The 24,422-nt window shown below is 66.7% G+C and carries 24 protein-coding genes; 6 read left to right on the top strand and 18 right to left on the bottom strand.

Features of this window, described 5'->3' with window-relative positions; all coding sequences use genetic code 11:
- Positions 1-2: 2 nt before the first annotated feature.
- The 15 genes from nusB to aspS form a co-directional block, all read right to left on the bottom strand.
- The gene (nusB, locus tag E3227_RS08895) at positions 3-569 is read right to left on the bottom strand and encodes a transcription antitermination factor NusB (RefSeq protein WP_144318211.1); all 567 of its coding nucleotides are present in this window, start codon (positions 567-569) and stop codon (positions 3-5) included.
- Positions 569-1,132 (bottom strand): elongation factor P, encoded by a 564-nt coding sequence (gene efp, locus E3227_RS08890; protein ID WP_006840229.1) that lies wholly within the window; start codon positions 1,130-1,132, stop codon positions 569-571. The genes nusB and efp overlap by 1 nt, the downstream gene beginning before the upstream one ends.
- A 69-nt stretch (positions 1,133-1,201) precedes the next feature.
- Positions 1,202-2,293, bottom strand: a complete 1,092-nt coding sequence (locus tag E3227_RS08885; RefSeq protein ID WP_144318210.1) for an aminopeptidase P family protein — start codon at positions 2,291-2,293, stop codon at positions 1,202-1,204.
- Positions 2,280-2,726 (bottom strand): type II 3-dehydroquinate dehydratase, encoded by a 447-nt coding sequence (gene aroQ / locus E3227_RS08880; protein ID WP_136651197.1) that lies wholly within the window; start codon positions 2,724-2,726, stop codon positions 2,280-2,282. The genes E3227_RS08885 and aroQ overlap by 14 nt, the downstream gene beginning before the upstream one ends.
- Positions 2,723-3,772 (bottom strand): 3-dehydroquinate synthase, encoded by a 1,050-nt coding sequence (aroB, locus tag E3227_RS08875; protein WP_136651196.1) that lies wholly within the window; start codon positions 3,770-3,772, stop codon positions 2,723-2,725. Before aroB ends, aroQ begins: the two co-directional genes overlap by 4 nt.
- Positions 3,773-3,784: 12 nt before the next feature.
- Positions 3,785-4,339 carry a shikimate kinase gene (locus tag E3227_RS08870; RefSeq protein ID WP_136651195.1) on the bottom strand — a complete coding sequence of 185 codons (555 nt, stop codon included), beginning with the start codon at positions 4,337-4,339 and terminating at the stop codon, positions 3,785-3,787.
- The gene (gene aroC, locus E3227_RS08865) at positions 4,332-5,558 is read right to left on the bottom strand and encodes a chorismate synthase (protein ID WP_144318209.1); all 1,227 of its coding nucleotides are present in this window, start codon (positions 5,556-5,558) and stop codon (positions 4,332-4,334) included. Before aroC ends, E3227_RS08870 begins: the two co-directional genes overlap by 8 nt.
- Before the next feature lie 13 nt (positions 5,559-5,571).
- Entirely contained in the window at positions 5,572-5,976 is a 405-nt protein-coding gene (locus tag E3227_RS08860) for a prepilin peptidase (protein WP_144318208.1), read from the bottom strand.
- A 28-nt stretch (positions 5,977-6,004) separates the two neighbouring features.
- Positions 6,005-6,814, bottom strand: coding sequence for a shikimate dehydrogenase (locus E3227_RS08855; protein ID WP_144318207.1), 810 nt, complete (start codon positions 6,812-6,814; stop codon positions 6,005-6,007).
- Complete coding sequence (gene mltG, locus E3227_RS08850) at positions 6,814-7,962, bottom strand: endolytic transglycosylase MltG (RefSeq protein ID WP_144318206.1); 1,149 nt, start codon at positions 7,960-7,962, stop codon at positions 6,814-6,816. Before mltG ends, E3227_RS08855 begins: the two co-directional genes overlap by 1 nt.
- Positions 7,959-8,453 (bottom strand): Holliday junction resolvase RuvX, encoded by a 495-nt coding sequence (gene ruvX, locus E3227_RS08845; protein WP_144318205.1) that lies wholly within the window; start codon positions 8,451-8,453, stop codon positions 7,959-7,961. Before ruvX ends, mltG begins: the two co-directional genes overlap by 4 nt.
- A 58-nt stretch (positions 8,454-8,511) precedes the next feature.
- On the bottom strand, positions 8,512-11,178 hold the full coding sequence (gene alaS / locus E3227_RS08840) for an alanine--tRNA ligase (RefSeq protein ID WP_144318204.1): 2,667 nt from the start codon (positions 11,176-11,178) through the stop codon (positions 8,512-8,514).
- Between the two features lie 95 nt (positions 11,179-11,273).
- Entirely contained in the window at positions 11,274-12,623 is a 1,350-nt protein-coding gene (locus E3227_RS08835; protein WP_144318203.1) for a replication-associated recombination protein A, read from the bottom strand.
- A 10-nt stretch (positions 12,624-12,633) separates the two neighbouring features.
- The gene (locus E3227_RS08830) at positions 12,634-13,866 is read right to left on the bottom strand and encodes a phosphotransferase (RefSeq protein ID WP_136651187.1); all 1,233 of its coding nucleotides are present in this window, start codon (positions 13,864-13,866) and stop codon (positions 12,634-12,636) included.
- A gap of 11 nt (positions 13,867-13,877) precedes the next feature.
- Positions 13,878-15,686, bottom strand: coding sequence for an aspartate--tRNA ligase (gene aspS / locus E3227_RS08825; protein WP_144318640.1), 1,809 nt, complete (start codon positions 15,684-15,686; stop codon positions 13,878-13,880).
- A gap of 221 nt (positions 15,687-15,907) precedes the next feature.
- Here aspS and ypfJ point away from each other — a divergent pair, with 221 nt between their 5' ends.
- From ypfJ to E3227_RS08800, 5 genes are all read left to right on the top strand, one after another.
- Entirely contained in the window at positions 15,908-16,804 is an 897-nt protein-coding gene (gene ypfJ, locus E3227_RS08820; RefSeq protein WP_136651186.1) for a KPN_02809 family neutral zinc metallopeptidase, read from the top strand.
- Positions 16,805-16,807: 3 nt separating this feature from the next.
- Positions 16,808-17,518: a CBS domain-containing protein gene (locus E3227_RS08815; protein WP_136651185.1), complete on the top strand. Its 711-nt coding sequence runs from the start codon at positions 16,808-16,810 to the stop codon at positions 17,516-17,518.
- An 81-nt stretch (positions 17,519-17,599) separates the two neighbouring features.
- Entirely contained in the window at positions 17,600-18,733 is a 1,134-nt protein-coding gene (locus E3227_RS08810) for a CE1758 family FMN-dependent luciferase-like monooxygenase (RefSeq protein WP_136651184.1), read from the top strand.
- Complete coding sequence (locus tag E3227_RS08805; RefSeq protein ID WP_144318202.1) at positions 18,733-19,410, top strand: FMN reductase; 678 nt, start codon at positions 18,733-18,735, stop codon at positions 19,408-19,410. Before E3227_RS08810 ends, E3227_RS08805 begins: the two co-directional genes overlap by 1 nt.
- Before the next feature lie 23 nt (positions 19,411-19,433).
- Complete coding sequence (locus E3227_RS08800) at positions 19,434-20,828, top strand: L-serine ammonia-lyase (protein ID WP_144318201.1); 1,395 nt, start codon at positions 19,434-19,436, stop codon at positions 20,826-20,828.
- Here E3227_RS08800 and hisS read toward each other — a convergent pair.
- Genes hisS through tpx form a run of 3 tightly spaced genes read right to left on the bottom strand, consistent with a single transcriptional unit; the run spans position 20,815 to position 23,269 of the window.
- Positions 20,815-22,098 carry a histidine--tRNA ligase gene (gene hisS, locus E3227_RS08795; protein ID WP_144318200.1) on the bottom strand — a complete coding sequence of 428 codons (1,284 nt, stop codon included), beginning with the start codon at positions 22,096-22,098 and terminating at the stop codon, positions 20,815-20,817. The genes E3227_RS08800 and hisS overlap by 14 nt on opposite strands.
- 15 nt (positions 22,099-22,113) lie before the next feature.
- Entirely contained in the window at positions 22,114-22,752 is a 639-nt protein-coding gene (locus E3227_RS08790; protein ID WP_144318199.1) for an MBL fold metallo-hydrolase, read from the bottom strand.
- Between the two features lie 7 nt (positions 22,753-22,759).
- Entirely contained in the window at positions 22,760-23,269 is a 510-nt protein-coding gene (gene tpx, locus E3227_RS08785) for a thiol peroxidase (protein WP_144318198.1), read from the bottom strand.
- A gap of 85 nt (positions 23,270-23,354) precedes the next feature.
- Between tpx and E3227_RS08780 the strand changes: the two genes are divergently transcribed.
- Positions 23,355-24,329 carry a peptidylprolyl isomerase gene (locus tag E3227_RS08780; protein WP_144318197.1) on the top strand — a complete coding sequence of 325 codons (975 nt, stop codon included), beginning with the start codon at positions 23,355-23,357 and terminating at the stop codon, positions 24,327-24,329.
- Positions 24,330-24,422 lie beyond the last annotated feature (93 nt).

The raw sequence follows: 24,422 nt of genomic DNA, 5'->3' as shown, positions 1-24,422 counted from the left end.
ACTTAAGCCTTGTGCGGTTCGTCGCGCTCGATGTCCAGCGCGCGGGGCTCGGCGATCGGCGCCTCGGCGATGATCTCGCCGAGCACGTCTTCGCGCTCAGCCGACTCGTCGGCGGGTGAATCGGCCTCGGGCGCCGGGAGCGTCTTCACAACGTCGTCAAGCACCGCGTGAATGTACGGCGGTGCGGCGTGGCCCGCGTACTCCTCCGCCATACCCAGCGCGTTAGAAATCGCGATCGGCGCGGCGACGTCGTCGTTGAACAGGATCTCCCAGGCGGCGACACGCAGAATCTGCCTGTCGACGGCCGGCAGGCGACCCAGCTCCCAATCCTGGGAGAGGAACCGCTCGACCGCGTCGTCGACGTCGTCAAGCTTTTCGGCAACCCCGGTGATGATCTCGCGGGTGTACTCCGCAATCGGCGCGACCGCGTTCTGCGGGTCCTGGGCCAGCTCGATGCGGTCCTCGACCACCGCGACGGGGTCGATGTCGCGCGTCTCGGCCTCGAAGAGGATATCCACGGCTCGGCGGCGCGCCCGGTACCGCGCGCCGCGGCGCTTGTAATCAGTCATTACTGGTTCACGCGCGAGAGGTACTCGCCCGTGCGCGTATCCACCTTGACCACGTTGCCGGTCTCCAAAAACAGCGGGACCTGGATCTCCGCGCCGGTTTCCAGCGTCGCGGGCTTGGTGCCGCCCGTGGAGCGGTCGCCCTGCAGGCCCGGCTCGGTGTGCTCGATCTTCAGGTCGACCGAGATCGGCAGCTCCGCGAACAGTGCCTCGCCCTCGTGGAAGGACACCTGCACGCGCATGTTCTCCAGCAGGAAGCGCGACGCCTCGCCGAACTTGTCCTCCGGCAGCTCGTACTGCTCGTAGGTCTTGTCGTCCATCACGACGTAGCTGGTGCCGTCGTTGTACAGGTACGTCATGTCGCGGCGGTCCACCGTCGCGGTCTCCACCTTCACGCCGGCGTTCCAGGTCTTGTCCACGGTCTTGCCGGAGACGACATCCTTGAGCTTGGTGCGCACGAATGCGGGGCCCTTGCCCGGCTTGACGTGCTGGAACTCAATGATCTGCTGCAGCTTGTTATCAACCTTGAGCACAAGACCGTTTTTGAAATCGGCGGTAGTTGCCACGTGACGTGCCTTTCCTAGTGGTCGGGAGTGGTATGCAAACACGACAATGCTACACCACCGGCGGAGGACTTAAACAATGGTCAGCGCCTTGTCCCACTCGGTGATCACCTGCGGCGCGCCGGAGGTGATGATCAGCGTGTCCTCGATGCGCACCCCGCCCTTGCCGGGGACGTAGATGCCGGGCTCGATGGTCAGCAGCATGTTCTCCTCCAGCACGCCCTTGCCGGTCGGCGCGGCGGCGGGAGCCTCGTGGACCTCTAGACCGATGCCGTGGCCGGTGGAGTGGGTGAAGTAGTCGCCGTAACCCGCGTCCTCGATGATCTCGCGCGCCGCCTTGTCGACGTCGACAAGCGCCGTGCCCGGAGTCGCCGCATTGATGCCGGCGAGCTGGGCGCGCAGCACGATGTCGTAGATTTCGCGGGCGAAGTCTGTGGCGTGGCCGACGACGAAGGTTCTCGTCATGTCCGAGTTGAAACCCTGGCGGTGCATGCCGAAGTCGATGGTGACCAGGTCGCCGTCGACAAGCGTGCGCTCGCCGGCGCTGTAGTGCGGCATGGCGGAGTTCGGCCCGGAGGCGACGATGGTGTCGAAGCTGGGCCGCTCGGCGCCTAGCACGCGCATGCGGTACTCGAGGTCGGCGGCGATGTCGCGCTCGGTGCGCCCGGCGGCGAGCTCGCCGGCCTCGACGAGCCCGGTCAGCGCCTGCGCCGCGAGACGCGCGGCCTCGGTGAGACGGCGCAGTTCAATGTCGTCTTTGGTCAGGCGGATCTGCTCGATCACGCCTGTCACGGGCACGAGCGTGACGCCCTCTGGGCACGCTTTGGTCAGCCGCTCGAGCGCGGCGACGGAGACGTAGTCCGCCTCGAACCCGACGCGGCGGCCCTCCGGGACCCCCGACAGCAGCGCCTCGGCGCACTGGCGGGTGATGGTGGCCTCGATGTCCGGGACCTCGACCGCGACCTGGGTGGTGTAGCGGCCGTCGGTGGCGATCTCGGCCGAGAGGTCCTTGGAAATCTTCAGCGCGGCGTTCGAGCCGGAGAAACCGGCCAGGTAGCGCACGTTGATCAGGTTGGTCACCAGCATCTCGTCGACACGCTGCGCGGCGAGCATGCTCGCCAACTTGCGACGGCGGGTGGCAAAGCGGGTATCAGCAAGCGGCATGGTTCCTCCTGACAAAGTAATCGAGGGCGAGGTCGTAGCCGGTCGTGCCCAGCCCGGCGATCACCCCGATGGCGATCGGCGAGAGGTACGAGTGGTGGCGGAATTCCTCGCGGGAGTGGACGTTGGAGATGTGGACCTCGATAAAGCCCGCGCCGTCGGCGACCTCGGCCAGCGCGTCGCGCAGCGCGACAGACGTGTGGGTCAAGCCCCCGGGGTTGATAATCACGGCCCAGCCGCCGTCGGCGGCCTCGTGCACCCAGTCGATGAGCTCGCCCTCGTGGTTACTTTGGCGGCACTCGAGTTCCACGCGGCGCTCGGCGGCGGCCTCGCCAAGCCGCTTGACGACGTCAGCGAGCGTCTCGGAGCCGTACACGTCGGGCTGTCGCTTGCCCAACCGGTTCAAGTTGGGCCCGTTGAGCACTAAAACCTTCATGAGATAGCAGAATACGCGTCGCGCATCTCCTCGATGGTCGAATCCTCGATTCGGGTGCACGAGCCCAGAGAATCGAGCACGACGAAGCGCACCCGGCCGTCGCGGTTCTTCTTATCGCGCGTCATCGCCTCATACAGTTCGTCGAACGCGCCCGCCTCGTAGGTTGTGGGCAAGCAGATGCGTTCGAGGATGTTTCGGTGCATCTCCACGATGTCGTCGCCGATCAGCCCCCTGTTGCGCGCGAGGTGGGCGACGAACATCATGCCGACGGCCACGGCGTTGCCGTGGCGCCAGGTGTAGTTTTCGCGCAGCTCAATCGCGTGGCCAAGCGTGTGGCCGTAGTTGAGGATCTCCCGCAGGCCGGATTCCTTCAAGTCCTGGCTGACCACCGACGCCTTAACGGCCACAGAGCGCTCCACCAGCTCCGCGTAGTGGGCCTGGGGGTCGTCCATGTAGAGCTCCAGGATCCGCGGATCCGCGATAAACCCGGTCTTAATCAGCTCCGCCGAGCCGGAGATGAGCTCCTCTTCCGGCAGCGTGATGAGCCGCTCAAGGTCGATAAACACCGAGTCCGGCTCGTGGAAGCTGCCCACGAGGTTCTTGCCCGCGGCGGTGTTGATCCCGGTCTTGCCCCCGACCGCGGCGTCAACCATCCCGAGCAGTGACGTGGGCACCTGGATGACCTTGATCCCGCGCATCCACGTCGCGGCCACGAAACCGGCCAGGTCGGTCGCAGCGCCGCCGCCGACACCGATGACGACGTCCTGGCGGGAGAATTTCTTCTCCCCCAGCAGCTCCCACAGCCCGGACAGGACCTCCATGGTTTTGCCGTCCTCAGCGTCGGGCACGGGCGCGAGGACGCACTCGACGTTGGCGGACTCCACGGCCCGGCAGATCTCGCGCGCCACGGCCGCCAGCGGCACCTGGTGGACGATGAGCACTTTGCGCGCGCCGATCGCACCCACGCGCTCGGCGACGCCGGAGAGGTTGCTGTGCCCGATGTGGACCTTGTACGGGGAAGGCCCGTTGACCTCGACTACTGCCATGTTCCTACTCCTTCACAGGGAATCGATGATTCCCAATACCTCGGCCACCACGCGCTGCGGCGGCCGCTCGTCGGTGCGCACGCGGTGGCTGGAGACCTCCCGGTACAGGTGCTCGCGCGACGCCAGCAAGTCCCGGTAGTGCTGCGCCGGGTCGGCCGCGTTGAGCACCGGGCGCGTCGTCTCGTTGGCGGTGCGGCGGATTCCTTCCTCCGCGCTGACATCAATCCACACCACGGTGTGTGCTTGGAGGAGCGTGCGGGTGGCGTCGTTAAGCACTGCTCCCCCGCCGAGGCTGACCACCCCGCCGGTCGCGAGCGCTGTGGCGACGTAACCGGCCTCGAGCTCGCGGAAGTTCTTCTCGCCGTGCTCGAGGTAGACCTCGCCGCAGGCCTTGCCCTCCCCCTGCTCGATCAGCTCATCGGAGTCCACCAGCGGCAAGTTCAGAGCGCTCGCTAGACGACGCCCAATCGTCGACTTTCCGGCGCCCGGCGGCCCCACCAACACCACGCGCGGGCGCGAGTGCACCACTGCAGCCGTCGCAGCTACATCGCCATGCGTATCACTCATCCGTACCTCCAATACCCGGGAAAGCCAGACGCTTCGAAACATAGTCATTGTAGGAGACAACGTTGGCTTTGACCTCCGCAAGACTGTCGCCGCCGAACTTCTCGGTCACAGCGCGCGCGAGCACGAGCGCCACCATCGCCTCGGCGACCACGCCGCCGGCGGGTACGGCGCAGACATCGGAGCGCTGGTGGATGCCCGTCGCCGCCTCACCGGTGGCCATATCGACGGTGCGCAGAGCGCGCGGCACCGTGGAGATCGGCTTCATCGCGGCGCGCACCCGCAGCTGCTCGCCGTTGGTCATGCCCCCTTCGAGCCCGCCGGCGCGGTTTGTCAGGCGGCGGACGCCGTCGCTGTCGCGGACCATCTCGTCGTGGGCTGCGGAACCGCGGCGGCGCGCCTCCTCGAAACCGTCGCCGACCTCCACGCCCTTGACCGACTGGATGCCCATCAACGCCGCGGCGAGCTGCGCGTCTAGGCGCGCGTCGCCGGAGATGTGCGAGCCCAGGCCGATGGGCAGGCCGTCGACGGCAACCTCGACGATGCCGCCGAGGGTATCGCCGTCCTTCTTCGCGGCTTCGATCCGCGCCACCATGTCCTCCTCAGCGGCCTTGTCGAATGCGCGAACGGGCGAAGCATCGACGGCCTCAATGTCGGCAGGCGTCGGCGCGTGTCCGCTGTACGGCGCCGACTCCCCGATGGAGATCACGTGGGAGACGATTTCCACGCCGAGGACCTCGCGCAGCAACGAGCGCGCGACGGCACCCGCGGCGACACGCGCCGCCGTCTCGCGCGCCGAGGAGCGCTCCAGGATCGGGCGCGCGTGCAGGTGCCCGTACTTGACCATGCCGGCAAAATCAGCGTGCCCGGGGCGCGGCCGGGTCAGCTGCGCGCCGCGGCCGGAGCTCATTGCCTTGGCCACCTCGGGGTCATCCATATCCACCGGCTCCGGGGACATGATCGTGGTCCACTTCGGCCACTCGGTGTTGGCGATCTGGATGGCGATCGGGCTGCCGATGCTATAGCCGTGCACCACGCCGGTGAGCAGGGTGAGCTCATCGGCCTCAAACTTCATGCGCGCCCCGCGGCCGTAGCCGAGGCGGCGGCGCGCGAGCTGGTGGCCGATCTCCTCCTTGGTCACGGGCACGCCAGCAGGCATGTTCTCGATCAGGGCGACAAGCGCCTGGCCATGGGATTCCCCAGCGGTGGTCCAACGAAGCATGCGCAACATTGTGTCACAGGTCGCCTTGCGCCAGCGCATATAGGCCAACCAGCCACGCCGCCGCGAGCATCGACGGACCGTGCGCCAGCCCACGCCTGCGCGTCACAGCGGCTGCGACCAGCGTGAACAGGCTGGCCGCCAGGATCGCGGCGAACACACCCCCGACGCCCGCCAGCAGAGCGCACGCGATGCCCAGCGGCACTGCCAGCTTCACGTCCCCTCCGCCCATACCGGACCCGGCAACCAGGTACAGAGACGGCCAGAGAAACCCCCACAGCCCCACCGGGTGCGCCACGCACGCCACGAACGTGACGACGGCCCCTGGCAGCGTCAACCAATCCGGCAGGCGCAGCCTGGTTAGATCGAAATACGTCAATGCGGCGCTCCACGCGAGCGCCGCAGCCCCCCACAGCCACATAAGGTGTGAGTCTACGCCACGGCCCGGCCTAGCGCCTGGGGTACAACAGCGCCTCGCGCATCGCCTCGCGCGGCGCGGCAACCCCGGTGAACTGCTCAAACTGGCTAAACGACTGTTCGGCGAGCATGACCAGCCCGCCCACTGACGTGTACCCGTTGGACGCCGCGGCCGTGGCAAGCGGTGTGGGCCAGGGATCATAAATCACGTCCACCACGGGCGCGTGGCCGAGCAGCTTTGCGTGCTCCTTCAACGCGTGGGCGGGCACCGTGGACACAATCACGTCCGCATCGATCGCGAGTGCCCTAACATCCGCGTCAAAGGACGTGAACTGCAGCTGCGCGTCCTTGACCAGCGGGCGAACCTCTGCACTGCGGTCGCTGCGGTTGAGCACCGTGAGGTTGTTCACCCCACGCTCGCCAAGCGCCCACAGTGCCGGGCGCGCCGTGCCACCCGCGCCGATGACCAGGGCGGACGTGATAGGGGCGTCGCCAAGCAGGGCGGTAAGCGCCCCGGCGATGCCCTCGCAGTCGGTGTTGTCGGCGCGCCACCCGCCGTCGATACGCGTGAGCGTATTCGCTGAGCCGACCGCTGCCGCGCGCTCGGTGGCCTCAGTAGCGAACTCGAGCGCGGCGAACTTCGCGGGCATGGTCACCGAGAAGCCGCGAAAGGTCTCGTCCGCGCGGCCGACGATTGCGGGCAGCTGCGCGGCGGTGCATTCGATGCGCGAGTACTCCCAGTCGCGCAGCCCCGCCGCGGCATAGCCGGCGTTGTGCAGCACCGGCGACAGGGAGTGATCAATCGGCGAGCCGAGCACGGCCGCGCGGTGGTTGACACTCATTAGCGCTGCGAGTCCAAGATGCCGGACTCGTAGGCGCGCTGAGTGTCCTCCAGGTGCTGCTCGAAGGTGTCGTTGAACACCGTCGTGCCGTCGGAGTCGATGGTGACGAAGAACAGCCAGTTGCCCTCGGCGGGGTTCTCCATTGCGGTGATTGCCTCGAGCGACGGCGAGGCGATCGGGGTCTCCGGCAGGCCGTCCATCGCGTAGGTGTTCCACGGGGTGACGCGCTGGCGCGCCGAATCGCCCGTGGCGACCTCGACCGTGGGCAGGTCGTAATTGACGGTGGAGTCGAACTCCAGGCGCATCGGCGCATTCAGGCGGTTGAGGATCACGCGCGCGACCTTGTCAAACTCGCCCGCGGGGGCCTCGCGCTCCACCAGCGACGCCGCGACCAGCAGCTCGTAGGGGGTGATGCCGACCGTCTCCGCGCGCGCGACGATGTTGGTGGAGTCGTACAGGTCCGCCGAGCGGGAAATCAGGTCGGTGAGGATCGTCTCGGCGTCCGCACCCGGGTCGATGATGTACTCGCCCGGGGCGATGAGGCCTTCGAGGCGCTTCGGGTCGCCGGCGCGCGCGGTGACCGTCTCAGCCGCCCAGTCGGGCACACCGAGGTCAGCGGGGTTCGTGTTCGCCGCGACCTGCTGGAGCTTCTCGACGGTCACACAGTCCTGCGTCGGCTGATCCCCGCAGGAGACCTGCTGGATCTGCGAGTAAATGCCCTGGCGGGTCTGCCCGCCGACGACGTTTACGTCCATCAGCGTGGCGCCCCCGTTGACCTGCAGCGGCGTAATCCGGTTCGCCGGGTCGAGCAGGGCAGCCACCGCGGCCTCCGCGCTCATGCCCGACTGCAGGCGGTAGAAGCCCGGCTGGATGTTGTGGGAATCCGGGTGCGCCATCGCGGCGGACTGGAAGGCGGAGTTCGACTTCACCACACCCTTTTCTTCCAGCTGGGGGCCCAGCGCGGAAACGCTTGAGCCCTCGGGGATCTCCACGACCTGCTCCTCGCCGGTTCCTTCGCCCTGGAAGTCCCCGCCGCCGGCCGAGCGCGCCGTGCCAATCCACGCGATAAGGCCCACGATGAGCAAAATGGATGCGACGATGACGGCTACGCCGAGGGTGCGCTGCCGGGCGATTCGTCCAGTTGTCATGGGTGAGTCTCCTTGAGAGTAGTTAGTCGGCCATCGAGCCACGATTGCAAGATCTCCACCGCCGCAGCTTGGTCGATCACCTTGCGGCCCGCTTTCGCGCTCACCCCGGACGCGCGAAGCGCGTGCGTGGCGGCCACGGTGGTGAGGCGCTCGTCGCCCATCCTCACCGGGACGCCGCAACGTGCGCGAAGGCGCGCCGCAATGTCTTCGGCGTGCTTGACGCTTTTCGAACCGTTGCCCTTGAGGTCACGGGGCAGACCGACGACGACCTCGACGGCCCCGTAAAAACCAATCAGCTCAACGAGGCGGTCGACGTCCGCCCCGTCGTCATCTCCGAAAGTAGTCACACGGTCCACGGTTTCAACGGGCATGGCCAGGCGTGCGTCGCGGTCGGAGACGGCGACACCGATGCGAACGGTCCCGACATCAAGACCGATGCGTCGGCCGTTGCCCGGGTCGTCCGCCCCTGGTGTGTCGGGGAGCACCTTCATAGCCTGTCCTCGCTCGTGATAGTAACGTGTCCGATTTGTTATCTTACGGTACGAGGACCTAAGCCTGTGCCAGGTGATCCCTAACTGCGTTGAAGCCGGCCGAAAGCCCTTCCGGATTCGAGCCCGAGCCCTGCGCCAGATCCGGCTTGCCGCCGCCCTTGCCGTCAACGTAGCCGCCGATGAGCTTGACCAGGTCACCGGACTTGACACCCGCCTGGACCGCGGACTTCGTGGCCGCCACCGCAAACGGCACCTTGCCGTCGACGCTGGAGGCGAGCACGACCACACCCGGCTGGGTGCCGAGGCGCTCGCGCACGTCGGACGCCATGGTGCGCAGGTCGCCGGCGCCGAGGCCGTCGGGAAGCGTCACGGCGACAAGCGAGAACTCGCCGACGCGCTGCGCCTGCTCGACGTACTGCGCGGTCTGGCTGGAGAGCTGCTGGCGGCGCATTGCCTCGAGCTCCTTCTCCGCGGCGCGCAGGCGATCGGTGAGCTGCGCGATGCGGTCCGGCAGCTGCTCGGTCGGCGTTTTCAGCTCCGCTGCCAGACCCGATGCCAATGCGGCCTCGCGGGAGAAGTAGCGGAAGGACTCCAAGCCTGAGTACGCCTCAATGCGCCGCGCGCCGGAGCCGACGGAGGATTCACCGAGCACCGCCACGGGGCCGATCTGGGAGGAATGGTCGACGTGCGTGCCGCCGCACAGCTCGATGGAGAACGGTCCGCCGATCTCCACGACGCGCACGACGTCACCGTAGTTCTCGCCGAACAGCGCCATCGCGCCCATCGCCTTCGCCTCCTCGAGCGAGGTCTCGATGGTGTTGACGGCGAAGTCGGCGTCGACGGCCTGGTTGGTGATCGTCGCGATCTCGCGCATCTGCTCGTCGCTGAGCTGCTCGGTGTAGTTAAAGTCAAAGCGCAGGTAGCCCGGCTTGTTCAGCGAGCCCGCCTGCACCGCGGTGGGGCCGAGCACCTGGCGCAGCGCAGCGTGGATGAGGTGGGTGGCGGTGTGCGCCTGACGCGCGCCGTGGCGCCACGCGCTGTCGACCTCGGTGGTCACGCCCTGGCCCAGGTCAAGCCCGCCGTTTTGCACGGTGGCTTTGTGGATCCACAGCTTCTTGCCCACCTTCTGCACGTCGGTGACGTTGAGCACGGTGTCGCCGACGACGATGCGGCCGCGGTCGCCCATCTGGCCGCCGGACTCGGCGTACATCGGGGTGACGTCGAGGATGACCTCGACCTCATCGCCCTGGGAGACCTCGGTGACCTTCTCGCCGTCGCGCACGAGGCCGATGACGGTGCCGTCGTGGGTCAGCTCGCTGAACCCGACGAACTCAGTCGGGCGGGTATCGACCCACTCGCGGTAGAGGGACTCGTCGACGTTGCCCTGCTTCTTCGCCTTGTTGTCAGCCTTGGCGCGCTGGCGCTGCAGCGCCATCTCCCGGTTGAACTCCTCCATGTCCACCTTGAGGCCGGACTCGCGGGCCATCTCCAGCGTCAGGTCGATGGGGAAACCGTAGGTGTCGTGCAGCTCGAAGGCTTGGGCTCCCGGCAGCGTGCCGGCCCCAGCAGCCTTCACCGATGCCGCGGCCTCCTCGAAGCGGTGCGTGCCGGACTCCAGCGTCTTCATAAACGCGCGCTCCTCGGCCACGGCGACGCGGACGATGCGCTCGCGGTTGTCGGCGATCTCGGGGAACGACGGGGTCATGGTGTCCATGATCGTGTTCATGAACGACTCCAGCACCGGCGCGGTGGCGCCGAGGAGGCGTGCCGAGCGCACGATGCGGCGCAGCAGGCGGCGCAGGATGTAGCCGCGGCCTTCGTTGGACGGCGTGACGCCGTCCAGGATGATCATCATCGCGGTGCGCGAGTGGTCGGCGATCACGCGGAAGCGGACGTCGTCACGCTGATTGCCCGCGTTGTAGCGCGCGCCGGTGAGCGAGATGGCGGCGTCGATCACTGGGCGCAGAAGGTCCGTCTCGTAGACGTTGTCCACGCCCTGCAGGATGCAGGCGACGCGCTCAACGCCCATGCCGGTGTCGATGTTCTTCTTCGGCAGCTCGCCGATGATCTCGAAACCCTTCTTGTCGCCCTCGCCGCGGATCGACTCCATGAACACGAGGTTCCAAATTTCGAGGTAGCGCGTGTCGTCGGCGATGGGGCCACCCTCTTTGCCGTGCTCGGGGCCGCGGTCGTAGTAGATCTCGGAGCACGGCCCGCAGGGCCCGGGCACGCCCATGGACCAGAAGTTGTCCTCCATGCCCATGCGCTGGATCCGCTCGGCGGGCACGCCGATAACGTTCTCCCAAATGTCGGCGGCTTCGTCGTCGTCAAGGTAGACGGTGACCCACAACCGCTGCGGGTCAAGCCCGTAGCCGCCCTCGGAGACCGGGTTGGTCAGAAGCGCCCAGGCGTGCTTGATCGCGCCTTCCTTGAAGTACTGGCCGAAGGAGAAGTTGCCCGCCATCTGGAAGAACGTATTGTGGCGGGTGGTGATGCCGACTTCTTCGATGTCGAGGGTGCGCACGCACTTCTGAATGGATGTCGCAGTGCCCGAGGCAAACGGCGGGGTCTGCTGGCCCAGGAAGTAGGGCTTAAACGGCACCATGCCCGCGTTGACGAACAGCAGCGTCGGGTCATCCAAGATCAGCGAGGCACTCGGCACCGGCTCGTGTCCGGCGTCGACGAAGTGCTGGGTGAAACGCTCTCGGATCTCATGGGTCTGCACGGGCGATATCCTTTAACAAGTGGAAGGGGAGTAAAACCGCAAACCACTTTACCCGCGCGGGTGCCCTCGCCGGCGATCGACCGCGTGGCGGGGCGCTAGCTGCCGCGCACCATCCGCCGCAGCCGGCCCAAGTATTCCCTGATCCGCTTCTCCGCGCCATGGCCAGCCGGGTCGTAGTAGACGGCGTCGTCGAGACCCTCCGGAATGTAGCGCTGCTGAACCACCCCACGCTCATCGTCGTGCGGGTAGACGTAGCCCACGGCGTTTCCCATCGCCTCCGCATTCTTGTAGTGCCCGTCACGCAGGTGCGCGGGGACCGGGCCAGCTTTGCCCTTAGCGACGTCCGCCTGAGCGCGGTTGATCGCTTCGTAGACGGCATTGCTCTTCGGCGCCGTGGCGAGGTGGATCGTCGCCTGGGCGAGGGCGAGCCGCCCTTCCGGCATCCCGATGAACTGCACGGCCTGGGCCGCGGCCGACGCCGTCTGCAGCGCGGTCGGATCCGCCATCCCGATGTCCTCCGAGGCGTGGATGACCAGGCGGCGCGCGATGAACCGGGGGTCCTCCCCCGCCTCGATCATGCGCGCCAGGTAGTGCAGAGCCGCATCGACGTCCGAGCCGCGGATCGACTTGATAAACGCGGAGATGACGTCGTAGTGCTGGTCCCCGTCGCGGTCGTAACGCACGATCGCGCGGTTGACGTTGTCGTGCACCACCTCGACGGTGATCGCGCCGCCATCGTCGATCGCTTCGGCGGCGGCTTCGAGGTAGGTCAGGGCGCGGCGCGCGTCACCGCCGGCGAGCAACACGAGCTGCTCGCGGGCGGCCGGCTCGAGCGTCTTGTCCCCGCCCACGCCGCGTTCGTCTTCCATCGCGCGGTCGAGCACGCGGCCGATGTCATCGGGCTCAAGCGAGCGCAGCTGCAGCAGCAGCGAGCGCGACAGCAGCGGCGCCACGACACTAAACGACGGGTTCTCCGTCGTCGCCGCGACCAGCAGCACGGTGCGGTTCTCCACCGCGGCGAGGAGTGCATCCTGCTGTGTTTTGGAAAACCGGTGCACCTCGTCGATAAACAACACAGTTTTCTCGCCGCGCGCTATGTCGCGGCGGGCCTGCGCGATGACCTCGCGGACCTCTTTGACCCCGGACGACAGCGCCGACAGACCCACGAAGTTCTGCCCCATCGTTGACGCGATCAGCGAGGCGATGGTGGTCTTTCCCGTCCCGGGCGGGCCGTAGAGGATCACGGACGCCGCGCCGGAGCCCTCGACGAGCCGGCGCAGCGGCTTGCCCTCGCCCAGCACGTGGTCCTGGCCGACGACATCGCTTAGGCTCTGCGGGCGCATCCGCGCGGCGAGCGGGGCGGACTCCCCTACGGCGAACAGGCTGGAGCCGCGGTTGCCCGCCGCGCGGGCGGCCAGATCGTTGCCGAACAGTCCCTCCTCCATGGCCGGCCGCCTAACTCAGCCTGCGCGCCACCGCGTGCGCGAACTCGGAGATTTCCTTGTACGCGGGGTCGTCACCAGCGCCGGAGTAGCGCGCGAGTGCTTCGAACGTCTCGTACAGATCGCGGCGCACGAGCTTCTCGTCGGCTGTAAACGGCCCCTGGTGCGAGGGCCGCAACAAATCGCCGCTGACCTCGAACTCTTCCAGATGCACGCCCGCACCGACATCGACTCCCGCAGCCTGGAAATCAGCGGTGATTGTCTCGTCCTGCTCCCACACCTCGCTGTGGGCGTTGACGTTGAGCACGGAAACGCTGGACAGCGCCCAGGCGATAAGCGCGGCGGTGATCCGTGCATGCAGGGTCTCCGGTCGCTCCACTTCCGGCCACAGCCCGCTGACCTCGCGCACCCAGGCCTCGGTGAACACGTGGGCTTCCTCGTCGGTAATCGGGTCGGTGGAGATGTAGTTGGGAAAGCCCGCGATCACCGATGCGAGGTCGAAGGTGACGTCGCGAAATCCCGCCCACTCGTAGTCGAGGAATTGGATCGTCCCGGCGTAGATCACGTTGTCGGGCGCGAGGTCGAAGGGTGTGAACGCGCGGTTTCCGCCCTTGAGCAGGCGGTAGCTACCGTGTTCGGCGACGGTTTTGACCTCGTCGGGCACCTCGATGCCGGCCTGCTCCATCATTTCCAGCCCGAGCCGGATGCGGTGGAAAAGCAACCGGTCGCGAAGGTTTTGTACTCCCTCGGCACCGCTGTGGGCGCGGGTCAGGCGGCTAAAGAGCACGTTGAACGCGTCTTCCTTGTCGGCTGTGCCGGCGTGCATCCTGCCCAGTGCCGAGCCGAAGGAACGCAGCACGTTGACCCGCTCTTCAGCGGTGGACTCCGCGAGCAGGCTGTCCAGGGTGTCGCCGTCGCCTGAGTCGGTGATGATAATGATGCGCTTGTCAACGTCGTAGCCGAGGAGCACCGGGCCTGGTCGCACCTCTTCGCTTAACGACGTCGTGAACTGGTACGCCACGACCTCCCGCAGGTACGCCGCGTCCTCGAGGGGGTCACCGACTAGCGGAGAGTACTTCACTACCACGGAGCGGTGCTGCAGGAAGGGGTTCGTGGCCACCTTCGCGCGGTAGACGCCGGCGAGGCCCGAGCCGGGCAGGCGGGTGGCGTCGACAAGCTCCTGCGCCCCGCCAAAGCGGCGGGTCAGGATGCCCTCAGCAGCGGCGATGACGTCGCTTTGCTCCATGCGTCGGCTCCTTAGTTGGGGGCGCCCGAATCAGCCGGGGCGTCAACCTTCTTCGGTTTGAAATCGACACCGGTTTCCTTGCGCTGTGCCGTCGGAATCGGCGCGGGCGCATCGGTCAGCGGGTCCACGCCGCCGCCGGACTTCGGGAAGGCGATGACGTCGCGGATGGAGTCGAACCCTCCGAGCAGCGAAACAATGCGGTCCCAGCCAAACGCGATGCCGCCGTGCGGCGGGGCACCGAAGGCGAAGGCCTCGAGTAGGAAGCCGAACTTCTCCTGGGCCTCTTCCTCCGTGATCCCCATGACCTTGAACACGCGCTCCTGGACGTCGCGCTGGTGGATACGGATCGAGCCGCCTCCGATCTCGTTGCCGTTGCAGACGATGTCGTAGGCGTACGCCAGCGCCTCTGAGGGCTCGGAGTCGAAGGAGTGAAGGTACTCCGGCTTCGGGGAGGTAAACGCGTGGTGCACAGCGGTCCACTTGGAGTGGCCCAGCGCGACGTCGCCCGACGCGGTGGCGTCTGCGGAGGGCTCGAACATCGGCGCGTCGACGACCCACGTAAACGCCCAGTCGCCCTCCTTGATCAGATCGAGCTTGCGTGCGATTTCGCCACGGGCTGCGCCGAGCAGCGCGCGGTAGCTCTTGGTGTCGCCCGCGGCGAAGAAGATGCAGTCCCCCGGCTTCGCACCGACGTGTTGCGCGATGGACGCCTTTTCCGCGTCGGTGATGTTCTTGGCCACCGGTCCGGACAGCTCGCCGTCCTCCTGGACCAGGATGTACGCCAGGCCCTTGGCGCCACGCTGTTTCGCCCACTCCTGCCACGCATCGAGTTGGCGGCGCGGCTGGGAGGCCCCGCCTTCCATGACGACAGCGCCGACGTACTCGTTTTGGAACACGCGGAAGGGGGTGTCCTTGAAGAACTCGGTGCAGTCCACCAGCTCAATGCCGAAGCGCAGGTCGGGTTTGTCCGAGCCGTACTTCTCCATGGCCTCGGCGTACGTCATGCGCGGGATCGGGGTGGAGATGTCCACGCCGATAAGCTTCCACAGCTCGACGAGGATTTCCTCGGCCAGCTCGATGATGTCCTCCTGGTCGACGAAGCTCGCCTCGATGTCGAGCTGCGTGAACTCCGGCTGGCGGTCGGCGCGGAAGTCCTCGTCGCGGTAGCATCGCGCGATCTGGAAGTAGCGCTCCATGCCGGCCACCATGAGCAGCTGCTTGAACAGCTGCGGCGACTGCGGCAGCGCGTACCAGGAGCCGGGGCGCAGGCGCGCCGGCACGAGGAAGTCGCGCGCGCCCTCGGGCGTGGAGCGGGTCAGCGTCGGGGTTTCAATCTCGGTGAAGTCGTGGCGGCTGAGCACCTCGCGGGCGGCGCGGTTGGCGTCGGAGCGCAGACGCAGCGCGGCGGCCTGGCGCTCGCGGCGCAGGTCAAGGTAGCGGTACTTCAGGCGGGTTTCCTCGCCGACCTCGTTGGAGGAGAAGTCCTCGACCTGGAAGGGCAGTGCGGCGGCCTTGTTCAACACCGTCAGCTCGACTGCGTTGACCTCGATCTCGCCGGAGGCGAGGTTCGGGTTGGCGGAGCCCTCCGGGCGCGGCTCGACCACGCCGGTGACCTGGATGCAGTACTCGCTGCGCAGGTCGTGAGCCGCCTCGGCGACCTCGGACTCGCGGAACACCACCTGCGCGAGACCGGAGCGGTCGCGCAGGTCGATGAAGATAACGCCTCCGTGGTCGCGGCGGCGCGAGACCCACCCGGTGAGAGTTACTGTCTGGCCATCGAGTTCTGTGCGGAGGTCTCCGGCAAGGTGGGTGCGCAGCACTGTCTTTTTCCACGTCCTTCTAGTCACGGGGTTGTTGCCTTAATGAATAGCAGGCCGGTTGTGTCGGCCTCGTACGCGGCAACGCATAGCGGGCTTCTACTCTACTCTTTCTCCCCGCACGGCACCCGAGTCGGCCCCGTGAGCCGCCTGCGACGCCGACGCGCGATGTTTCAGGCAGCGCAAGCGCGCGGTGAAGGTCAGTGTTTGGCAAAATTGCTGCCATGACTTTCAAAAACAGCTACCGCCGTTCCGGCAACCGCGCGACAACCAGCTCCGGTGGCGGCCGGGGTGCAGCCCCGATGGTGATCGGCGGCGGCGGCCTGGGCTCGCTGCTACTACTCGGCCTGTTCCTCCTCCTCGGCGGCGGCGGTGGAGGCGGCGGGCAGATGCCTCTGCCGCAGGCGAATCCCAATCAGGTCTCCGATGGCGGGGACTACAACCTCGACCACTGCAACTCCTCGGGTGCGCAGAACGAATACGTCGATTGCCGCCTGGAGGCGACGGCGGTCAGCGTCGACGGTGTCTGGCAGGACGTCCTTCCCGCCGAGGCCGGCATTGAATATGTCCAGCCCGGGCTGCACTTTTTCCAAGATACCGACCGTTCCGGGTGCGGTATGGCGTTAGCACAGACAGGCCCGTTCTACTGCCCCGCGGACACCACCGCCTACTTCGACGTCAGCTTTTTCGACCAGTTGGAGCAGCTCGGTGGCTCGGACGCCCCTCTCGCCCAGATGTACGTTGTCGCACACGAGATGGGCCACCACATCCAGCAGCTTGAGGGCACTTTGGGCATGAGCAATTACAACAATCCCGGAGAGGATTCCGCGGCCGTTGCCATCGAGCTTCAGGCCGACTGCTATGCGGGCCTGTGGGCATCGCACGCCGACAAGGGTGAGGACGCTGTCCTGGAGCCGTTTACGAGCGAGCAGATCTCCTCGGCGATTCAGAGCGCTCGCGCGGTGGGCGACGACAACATTCAGAAGCGTTCCGGCGGCGAGGTCAACCCCGATGTGTGGACGCACGGTTCCTCCCAGCAGCGCGAGGAGGCGTTCCTGCGCGGTTACCAGGACGGCCACATGCGCGCCTGCGACTACCTGGACCGCGGCGTATATTCCTAAGCCATGACTGAAAACCGTGCGACGTCTTTTCTCGCCGCGTTCAACGACATCGAAGCGTTTTTGCGTGATACATTGAACGCGAAGAAATCGGACGGTTTTTCCTGGATGGTCAACCTCGCTGCCAAGAAGGGGCTTGTCTCGCGCGAGTACGCCGCCGACTTGAAGGAGTTCGCGGAGCTGCGCAACGCGATCAGCCACGGCGAGTACCGGAATTTCAAACCCATCGCGGAGCCGCTGCCGGAGACGATCGCGACTATTGAGCGCATCCGCGACGTACTTCTTCGCCCCGCGCTGGCGCTGAGTGTCCTCGGCGCGCAGCAGGTGGTCACCTTCGCGCCTGACGACGACATCCACTCGCCACTGACAACCCTGCGCGAGAGCAAGATCTCGCAGTTCCCCATCTACGACGGCACTAAGTACGTCGGCCTACTCACCACCAACGCCATTGCCCGGTGGGTGGCCGCGGATGTGGGGGCCGACGACAGGTTGGACGCGAAGACCGTCGCCGAGGCGCTGCACTATTCCGAAAGCCAGGATCAGGCGGTCTTTCTGCCGCGCACCGCAACCGCAGTCGCTGTGCTCAACGCTTTGACCACTCCGCTTGCCGACGGCACCCTGCCCCGCGCCGCGATCATCACCGAGGCGGGCCGGGACACCCAGAGGCCTCTTGCCGTGGCCACGGCATCCGACATTCCCAACCTCATGGAGGCTTAGCCCGCCCCTGGAATAGGTGACACGTCATCATTGTTGCGCTAGGGTAGAAGCAAAGAAACTACTTAAGAAAGAGGCTCACCCTTGCAGTTCGGAATTTTCACCATCGGCGACGTCACCACCGACCCCACCACGGGAACAACCCCCACGGAAAAGGAGCGCATCGACGCCATGACGGCGATTGCCGTTAGAGCCGACGAGCTCGGGCTCGATGTCTTCGCCACCGGCCAGCACCACAACCCGCCGTTCGTCCCCTCTGCGCCGACTACCCACCTCGCCCACATCGGCGCGAAGACGAAGAACATCCAGCTGTCAACCGCGACCACGCTCATCACCACCACGGACCCGGTGCGTATCGCCGAGGATTACTCCTTCCTGCAGAACCTCGTCGACGGACGCATGGACCTGATGATGGGCCGCGGCAACACCGGCCCCGTCTACCCCTGGTTCGGCAAAGACATCCGCCAGGGCATCCCGCTCGCCGTGGAGAACTACCACCTGCTGCGCCGGCTGTGGCGCGAACCTGTGGTGAACTGGCAGGGCCAGTTCCGCACTCCCCTGCAGGGCTTCACCGCCACCCCGGCTCCGCTTGAGGGCGTAGCGCCGTTCGTCTGGCACGGTTCGATCCGCTCCCCGCAGATCGCCGAGCAGGCCGCCTACTACGGCGACGGCTTCTTCCACAACAACATTTTTTGGAACAAGGAGCACACCGCCTCCATGGTTGACCTGTACCGCCGCCGCTATGAGGCGCACGGCCACGGCAGCGCGGACCAGGCGATCGTCGGCCTCGGCGGGCAGGTCTACATCGCCGACTCCGAGGAACAGGCGAAAAAGGAGTTCCGCCCCTACTTCGACAACGCCCCCGTCTACGGCCACGGCCCCTCGCTGGAGGAGTTCACCGAGCTGACCCCGCTGACGGTGGGAACGCCGGAGATGATTATTGAGCGCACAATGCAGTTCGCGGACTGGGTGGGCGATTACCAGCGCCAGCTCTTCCTCATCGACCACGCCGGTTTACCGCTGGAGGTCGTGCTGAACCAGCTTGAGCGCCTTGCCGCCGAGGTCGTGCCCGAGCTGCGCCGCCGCATGGAGGCGCGCCGCCCAGACCATGTGCCGTCAGACCCGCCGACGTTTGACACCCTGCTGGCCGCGAAGCGCGAAGGCCTCTCGCTGCCGCACTTCGAGGTCAACCCGGGCAACGACGGGGAGGCGAATTAATGAAGCGCCTGATTGTTCTTTCCGCTGGCTTATCGACGCCCTCCACAACGCGCCAGGTGGCCGACACGATCGCTAATGCGGTGTCCTCGGCCGTCGGCGGGCGCGGCGAGAAGCTCAAGGTGACCACCATTGAGCTGCGCGAGCTTACGGCGGATCTGGCCCAGCACACCTCGACGGGCATGTCTACCGCCCACCTCGACGAGGTCAAGACCCAGCTCAGCGCGGCCGACGCCCTGGTTGCCGTCACCCCGGTGTTCAAGGCGAGCTACACGGGTTTGTTCAAGATGTTTTTCGACGTGCTGGACACCGACGCCCTCAACGGAATGCCGACGATTATCGCCGCGACCGCGGGCACGGCGCGCCACTCGCTGGTGACTGAGTACGCGATGCGCCCGCTGCTGTCGTACATGCGCGCCGTCGTGGTTCCCACCTCGCTGTTCGCCGCCACTGATGATTTCGGCGGGCCGGAGGGCGCGGACTTTAACAAGCGCGTCGCCCGCGCCGCCGCCGAGCTGGCCCGGCTCATCGTCGCCACCGAGGGCTCCGTTGGCGGGCTCGCCGGCGCGGTGACGGACTCGAGCGCGGACGTCCCACCGCGCAAACGCAAGGCGGGTGTGGATGTGACCGATGATTTCATACCTTTTTCCGAGCTGCTGCGGGGCCACCGTGGCGAATAGTTCAGTGAGGTAGCATCTGTTTTATGTCGCAGAATACTGTCAGTGTCGTTGACCTGTTCAGCATCGGCATTGGGCCGTCGTCAAGCCATACCGTTGGCCCGATGCGCGCGGCGATGGCCTTCGTCGACAACCTCGGCGAGCTGCCCACCCGCGTGGGAGTCGAGCTGCGCGGTTCGCTGGCCGCCACGGGTGTGGGGCACGGGACCGACCGCGCGGTCCTGCTCGGCCTTGTCGGCTACACCCCGACGACCACCACGCCCGACATCGACCCGGTGCCCGGGGTGGCAATCCCCGAGTCCGGCACCATCTCCGGGCCGGCGGGCAGCGTCGACTACGAGGTGACGTTTAACCCCAAGCCGGTCGCACAGCACCCCAACTGCCTGATCTTCGACGCGTGGGACGCTGAGGGCAACCGCATTACCTCGCGCAAGGAGTACTACTCCGTCGGCGGCGGGTTCATCCTCGACCGCGCGGGCATGGAAGCCCACCGCAACCGCGCTGGGGTGTCCACGGAACAGCCCGACGACACAATCCCCTTCGAGTTCCACTCTGGTGAGGAGCTTTTGAACCACTGCCGCGACAACGGATTAAGCATCGCCGAGGTGATGCGCGCAAACGAGGAGGCCCTGCACGGCTGGGACACGGTCAGCGCGCACCTCGATTCGGTGTGGAACGTGATGCAGGAGTGCGTCGCCAACGGGCTGAAAGCCGAAGGCGTGCTGCCGGGCGGGCTCAACGTCACCCGCCGCGCCCCGCGTCTGTACCGCCTGCTCACCGCCGAGTACGAGGAATCCACGGCCCGCGGCCTCGACGCGATGGAGTGGGTCAACCTCTTCGCGCTCGCCGTCAACGAGGAAAACGCCGCCCACGGCCAGGTGGTCACCGCCCCGACGAACGGCGCGGCGGGCATCATCCCCGCCGTGATGCACTACTGCCGTGATTTCACCGAGGACTTTACCGACGAGCGGGCCCGAGAGTTTCTTCTCACCGCCGGCGCGATCGGGGCGATCATCAAAACGAACGCCTCGATCTCGGGCGCCGAGGTCGGCTGCCAGGGCGAGGTCGGCTCCGCCTCCGCGATGGCCGCGGCGGGCATGTGCGCCATTTTGGGCGGCACCGCCGAACAGGTCGAAAACGCCGCTGAGATCGCGCTTGAGCACAACCTGGGGCTGACCTGCGACCCAGTCGGCGGGCTCGTGCAGGTGCCCTGCATCGAGCGCAACGCCATCGGCGGGGTCAAGGCGATCAACGCCGCGCGCCTGGCCAAGCTTGGCGACGGCACGAACATCGTCACCCTCGACGACGTCGTGGAAACCATGGCCGCCACCGGCCGCGACATGATGACCAAATACAAGGAAACCTCGATGGGCGGGCTAGCCGTTCAACTCGGGCTTCCCGTCAACATCACCGAGTGCTAGCCACCGCCGCGATCACGGCCTGGGCGTCAAGCGCCACCGAGGTCTGGCTGTGCTCCGCGAGGTTCTTCACCGCGACCTCGCTCGCCTCCAGCTCGTTGTCGCCGAGCACGAGCGCGAACTTCGCGCCCGCCCGGTCGGCGCCCTTCATCGCGCCCTTGAGCCCGCGCCCGCCGTAGGACATGTCGGCGGAAATTCCGGCGGCGCGGAGGTCGTCGATAAGCAAGCTCATGCGTTTGCTCGCCTCCTCGCCCATCGCCACCCCGAACACGTCGACGCGGCGCTCAACCCCATCGAGGGTGACGCCTTCCGCCTCGAGAGCGAGCACGGTGCGGTCGACACCGAGGCCGAAGCCTATGCCGGAGAGGTCCTGGCCGCCGATTTGGGCCATGAGGCCGTCGTAACGCCCGCCGCCGCCGATACCCGACTGAGCCCCGAGACCGTCGTGGACGAACTCAAAGGTTGTCTTGGTGTAGTAGTCCAGCCCGCGCACCATGCGCGGGTTGATCACGTAGTCGACGCCCATCGCGTCGAGGGTGGCGGTCACCGTGTCAAAGTGCGCGCGCGCTTCGTCCGAGAGGTGGTCGATCATCAGCGGGGCATCCGCGGTCATCGCCTTGACCTCGGGGCGCTTGTCGTCGAGCACCCGCAGCGGGTTGATCTCCGCGCGCCGGCGCGTTTCCTCATCCAGGTCGAGGGAGAAGAGGAACTTCTGCAGCTTCTCGCGGTAGGCGGGCCGGCAGGTGTTGTCTCCCAGGCTTGTCAGCTCGAGGCGGAAGCCCGTCAGGCCGACGGCGCGGTAGCAGCGGTCGGCCAGGGCGATGATTTCGGCGTCGAGAAGCGGGTCGTCGACGCCGATGGCCTCCACGCCCACCTGCTGCAGCTGGCGGTAGCGGCCCGCCTGGGGGCGCTCGTAGCGGAAAAACGGGCCATAGTAATTGAGCTTGACCGGCAGGTAGCCGCGGTCGAGGTTGTGCTCGATCACCGCGCGCATCACCCCTGCCGTTCCCTCCGGGCGTAGCGTGACGCTGCGGTCGCCGCGGTCGGCGAAGGTGTACATCTCCTTTGAGACCACATCGGTCGATTCCCCCACGCCGCGGGCGAACAGCGTGGTGTCCTCGAACACCGGCAGCTCGATGTGCTGGTAGCCGGCAAGCCGCGCTTGGCGCGCGAACTCGTCACGCACCGCGATAAACGTCGCCGAGGCCGGCGGGACGTAGTCGGGCACGCCCTTTGGGGCGGACAGGGCCTGAAATGTGCTGTTTTCGCTCACGGGTGAGAAGTCTAGTCAGCGCCCCTGGTTCGCCGCCCGCAGGTAGGGGTTGGTGGCGCGTTCGTGCGCCATTGTGGTCGTCGGGCCGTGGCCGGGAAGAAGTGGCAGGCGGTCCTCGATCTCCCACACGGGCCCGCGCAGGCTAGCCTGCATCGCCTCCTCGTCCGAGTACGGCAGGTCGGTGCGCCCGATCGAGCCCTGGAAGATCACGTCGCCGGCGAGCACGAAGTCGTCGTGGATCCACAGCGCGCTGCCCGGCGAGTGGCCCGGGGCGTGCCGGACGGTGAAGTCCATGCCGGCGAGGGTGACTTGTTGGCCGCCGGTGACCTCGGTGAGGTTGGCAATCGGCTCCATGTTGTCGATGTCGAAGGGCACGCGCAGCCACTCGGTGGCCGCCGCCCCGTCGAGCATGAAGGCGTCGTCGGTGTGAATGAACGTTTCCACTCCAAAGATGCCTGCGTCGCGAATGTGGTCGATGTGGCCGTGGGTCAAGATGATTGCGACCACGGTGAGGTTTTCTGCCGCGCAGAACTTCTCCACGCGCGCATGCGCCCCGTAGCTCGGGTCGACGACCACTGCCTCACCCGTGTCCTCGTTGGAGACGATGTAGCAGTTGGTCTGCAGCGGACCGGCCGCGAATCCGGTGATCTGCATGTGTTTACTACCCGTTGCTTCCGCTCAAGGCGGCCTCGGCGGCGTCGTAGTCCGGCTCGTTGGTGATCTCGCTGACAAGCTCGGTGTAGACGACGTTGTGCTCGGCGTCGGTGACGATCACCGCGCGGGCGAGCAGCCCCTCAAGCGGGGAGCCCTGCAGGCGCAGGCCGAAGTCCTCGCCGAAGGGTGAGCGAAACGCCGAAGCCGCGATGACCTTGTCAATGCCCTCTGCGGCGCAGAAGCGCTGCTGGGCGAACGGCAGGTCGTGGGAGATGCACAGCACCTCGGTGTTGTCGGCACCTGCCGCCAGCTTGTTGAAGGCGCGCACCGATGCCGCGCACACCCCAGTGTCGAGGGAGGGGAAGATGTTGAGCACGAGGCGCTCGCCCGCGAAGTCGGATGCGGTCACGGGGTTCAAATCGCCGCCGACCAGCTCGAAGTCCGGCAGCTTCTGCCCCACTGCGGGCAGATCGCCGGAGGTGGTGGTCTGGTCATTTTTAAAGGTTACGGTAGCCATATCCACCACCGTAGTGGTCTGTGGTGGGTACTGCCACGGCGCTGCTAGGCTGAAACACCGCACATCTTAGAAGGCAAGCGAGTCAATGGAGGAAGCCATCGTGTCCCAGGCGCCCAATAATGAACAGCGTGGCAAGGAAGCGTTGCGCGACCTTGAAAAGGAGTTGGGGGCCCGCGACCGTAAGGAAAAGACCAAGCCGTGGGCTGTTGCCGCGGCCTCGCTGGCTGTCCTCGCCGCCATCGGCGGAGGCATCTACTTCCTGGCCAACCAGGGCTCGGACGAGAGCGTGACCGCCTCCGGTGAGCAGACTACCGCCGCTGAGTCCACCGCCGAGACGACCGAGCCGGAGCCGATCCAGGCCGAGCCGCTGTCGCTGACGCGCGCCACCCCGCTTCCGCCCACCGTTTCCTGCTCGTACGAGGAGCAGGAGGGACAGAAGGACAACTTCGTCGGCGTGCCCCCGAGCGACAACGTCTCCACTGAGGGCACCGTCACCGTGACCCTGGAGACCTCTGCCGGCCCGATCGGCATGGAGCTGGACCGCTCCGTCTCCCCCTGCACGGTTAACGCCGTCGAGTACCTGGCCACGGAGGGCTACTTCAACGACACCGTGTGCCACCGCCTGACCACAGGCGAGGGCCTCAAGGTCCTACAGTGCGGCGACCCGACGGGCACCGGCTCGGGCGGGCCCGGCTTCCAGTTCCCCAACGAGTACCCCACCGACGAGGCGCTTGAGACGATCGACACCTCCCAGATCCCGGAGGGCGTGCCGGCGGAGCAGGCCGAGCAGTACAAGGGAATGCTCTTGCAGCAGCAGCAACCAGTTAAGTACGAGCGCGGCACCATCGCGATGGCGAACGCAGGCCTGGACACCAACGGCTCTCAGTTCTTCCTCAACTACGGCGATTCCTCGCTTCCGCCGGCCTACACCTACTTCGGCCGCATTGACGACGCCGGCCTGGCCACCCTCGACGAAGTTGCCGCCCGCGGCACCGCCGACGGCCAGCCCGACGGCGCGCCGAAGGACGAGGTCCGCATCACCTCAGCCACGGTGAGCTAGGCGATTGTCGACGCCCCACCCAACGCCCCCGACTACCCGCCAATTGACGCCACGATAGACCAGAGGTGAACTTTCGGAGAACACGGTTCGGGG

Source organism: Corynebacterium sanguinis (genome assembly GCF_007641235.1).
GTDB lineage: Bacteria > Actinomycetota > Actinomycetes > Mycobacteriales > Mycobacteriaceae > Corynebacterium > Corynebacterium sanguinis.
The sequence above is the reverse complement of the archived record's forward strand: the minus strand, read 5'-3'. Positions and strand labels throughout refer to the sequence as shown.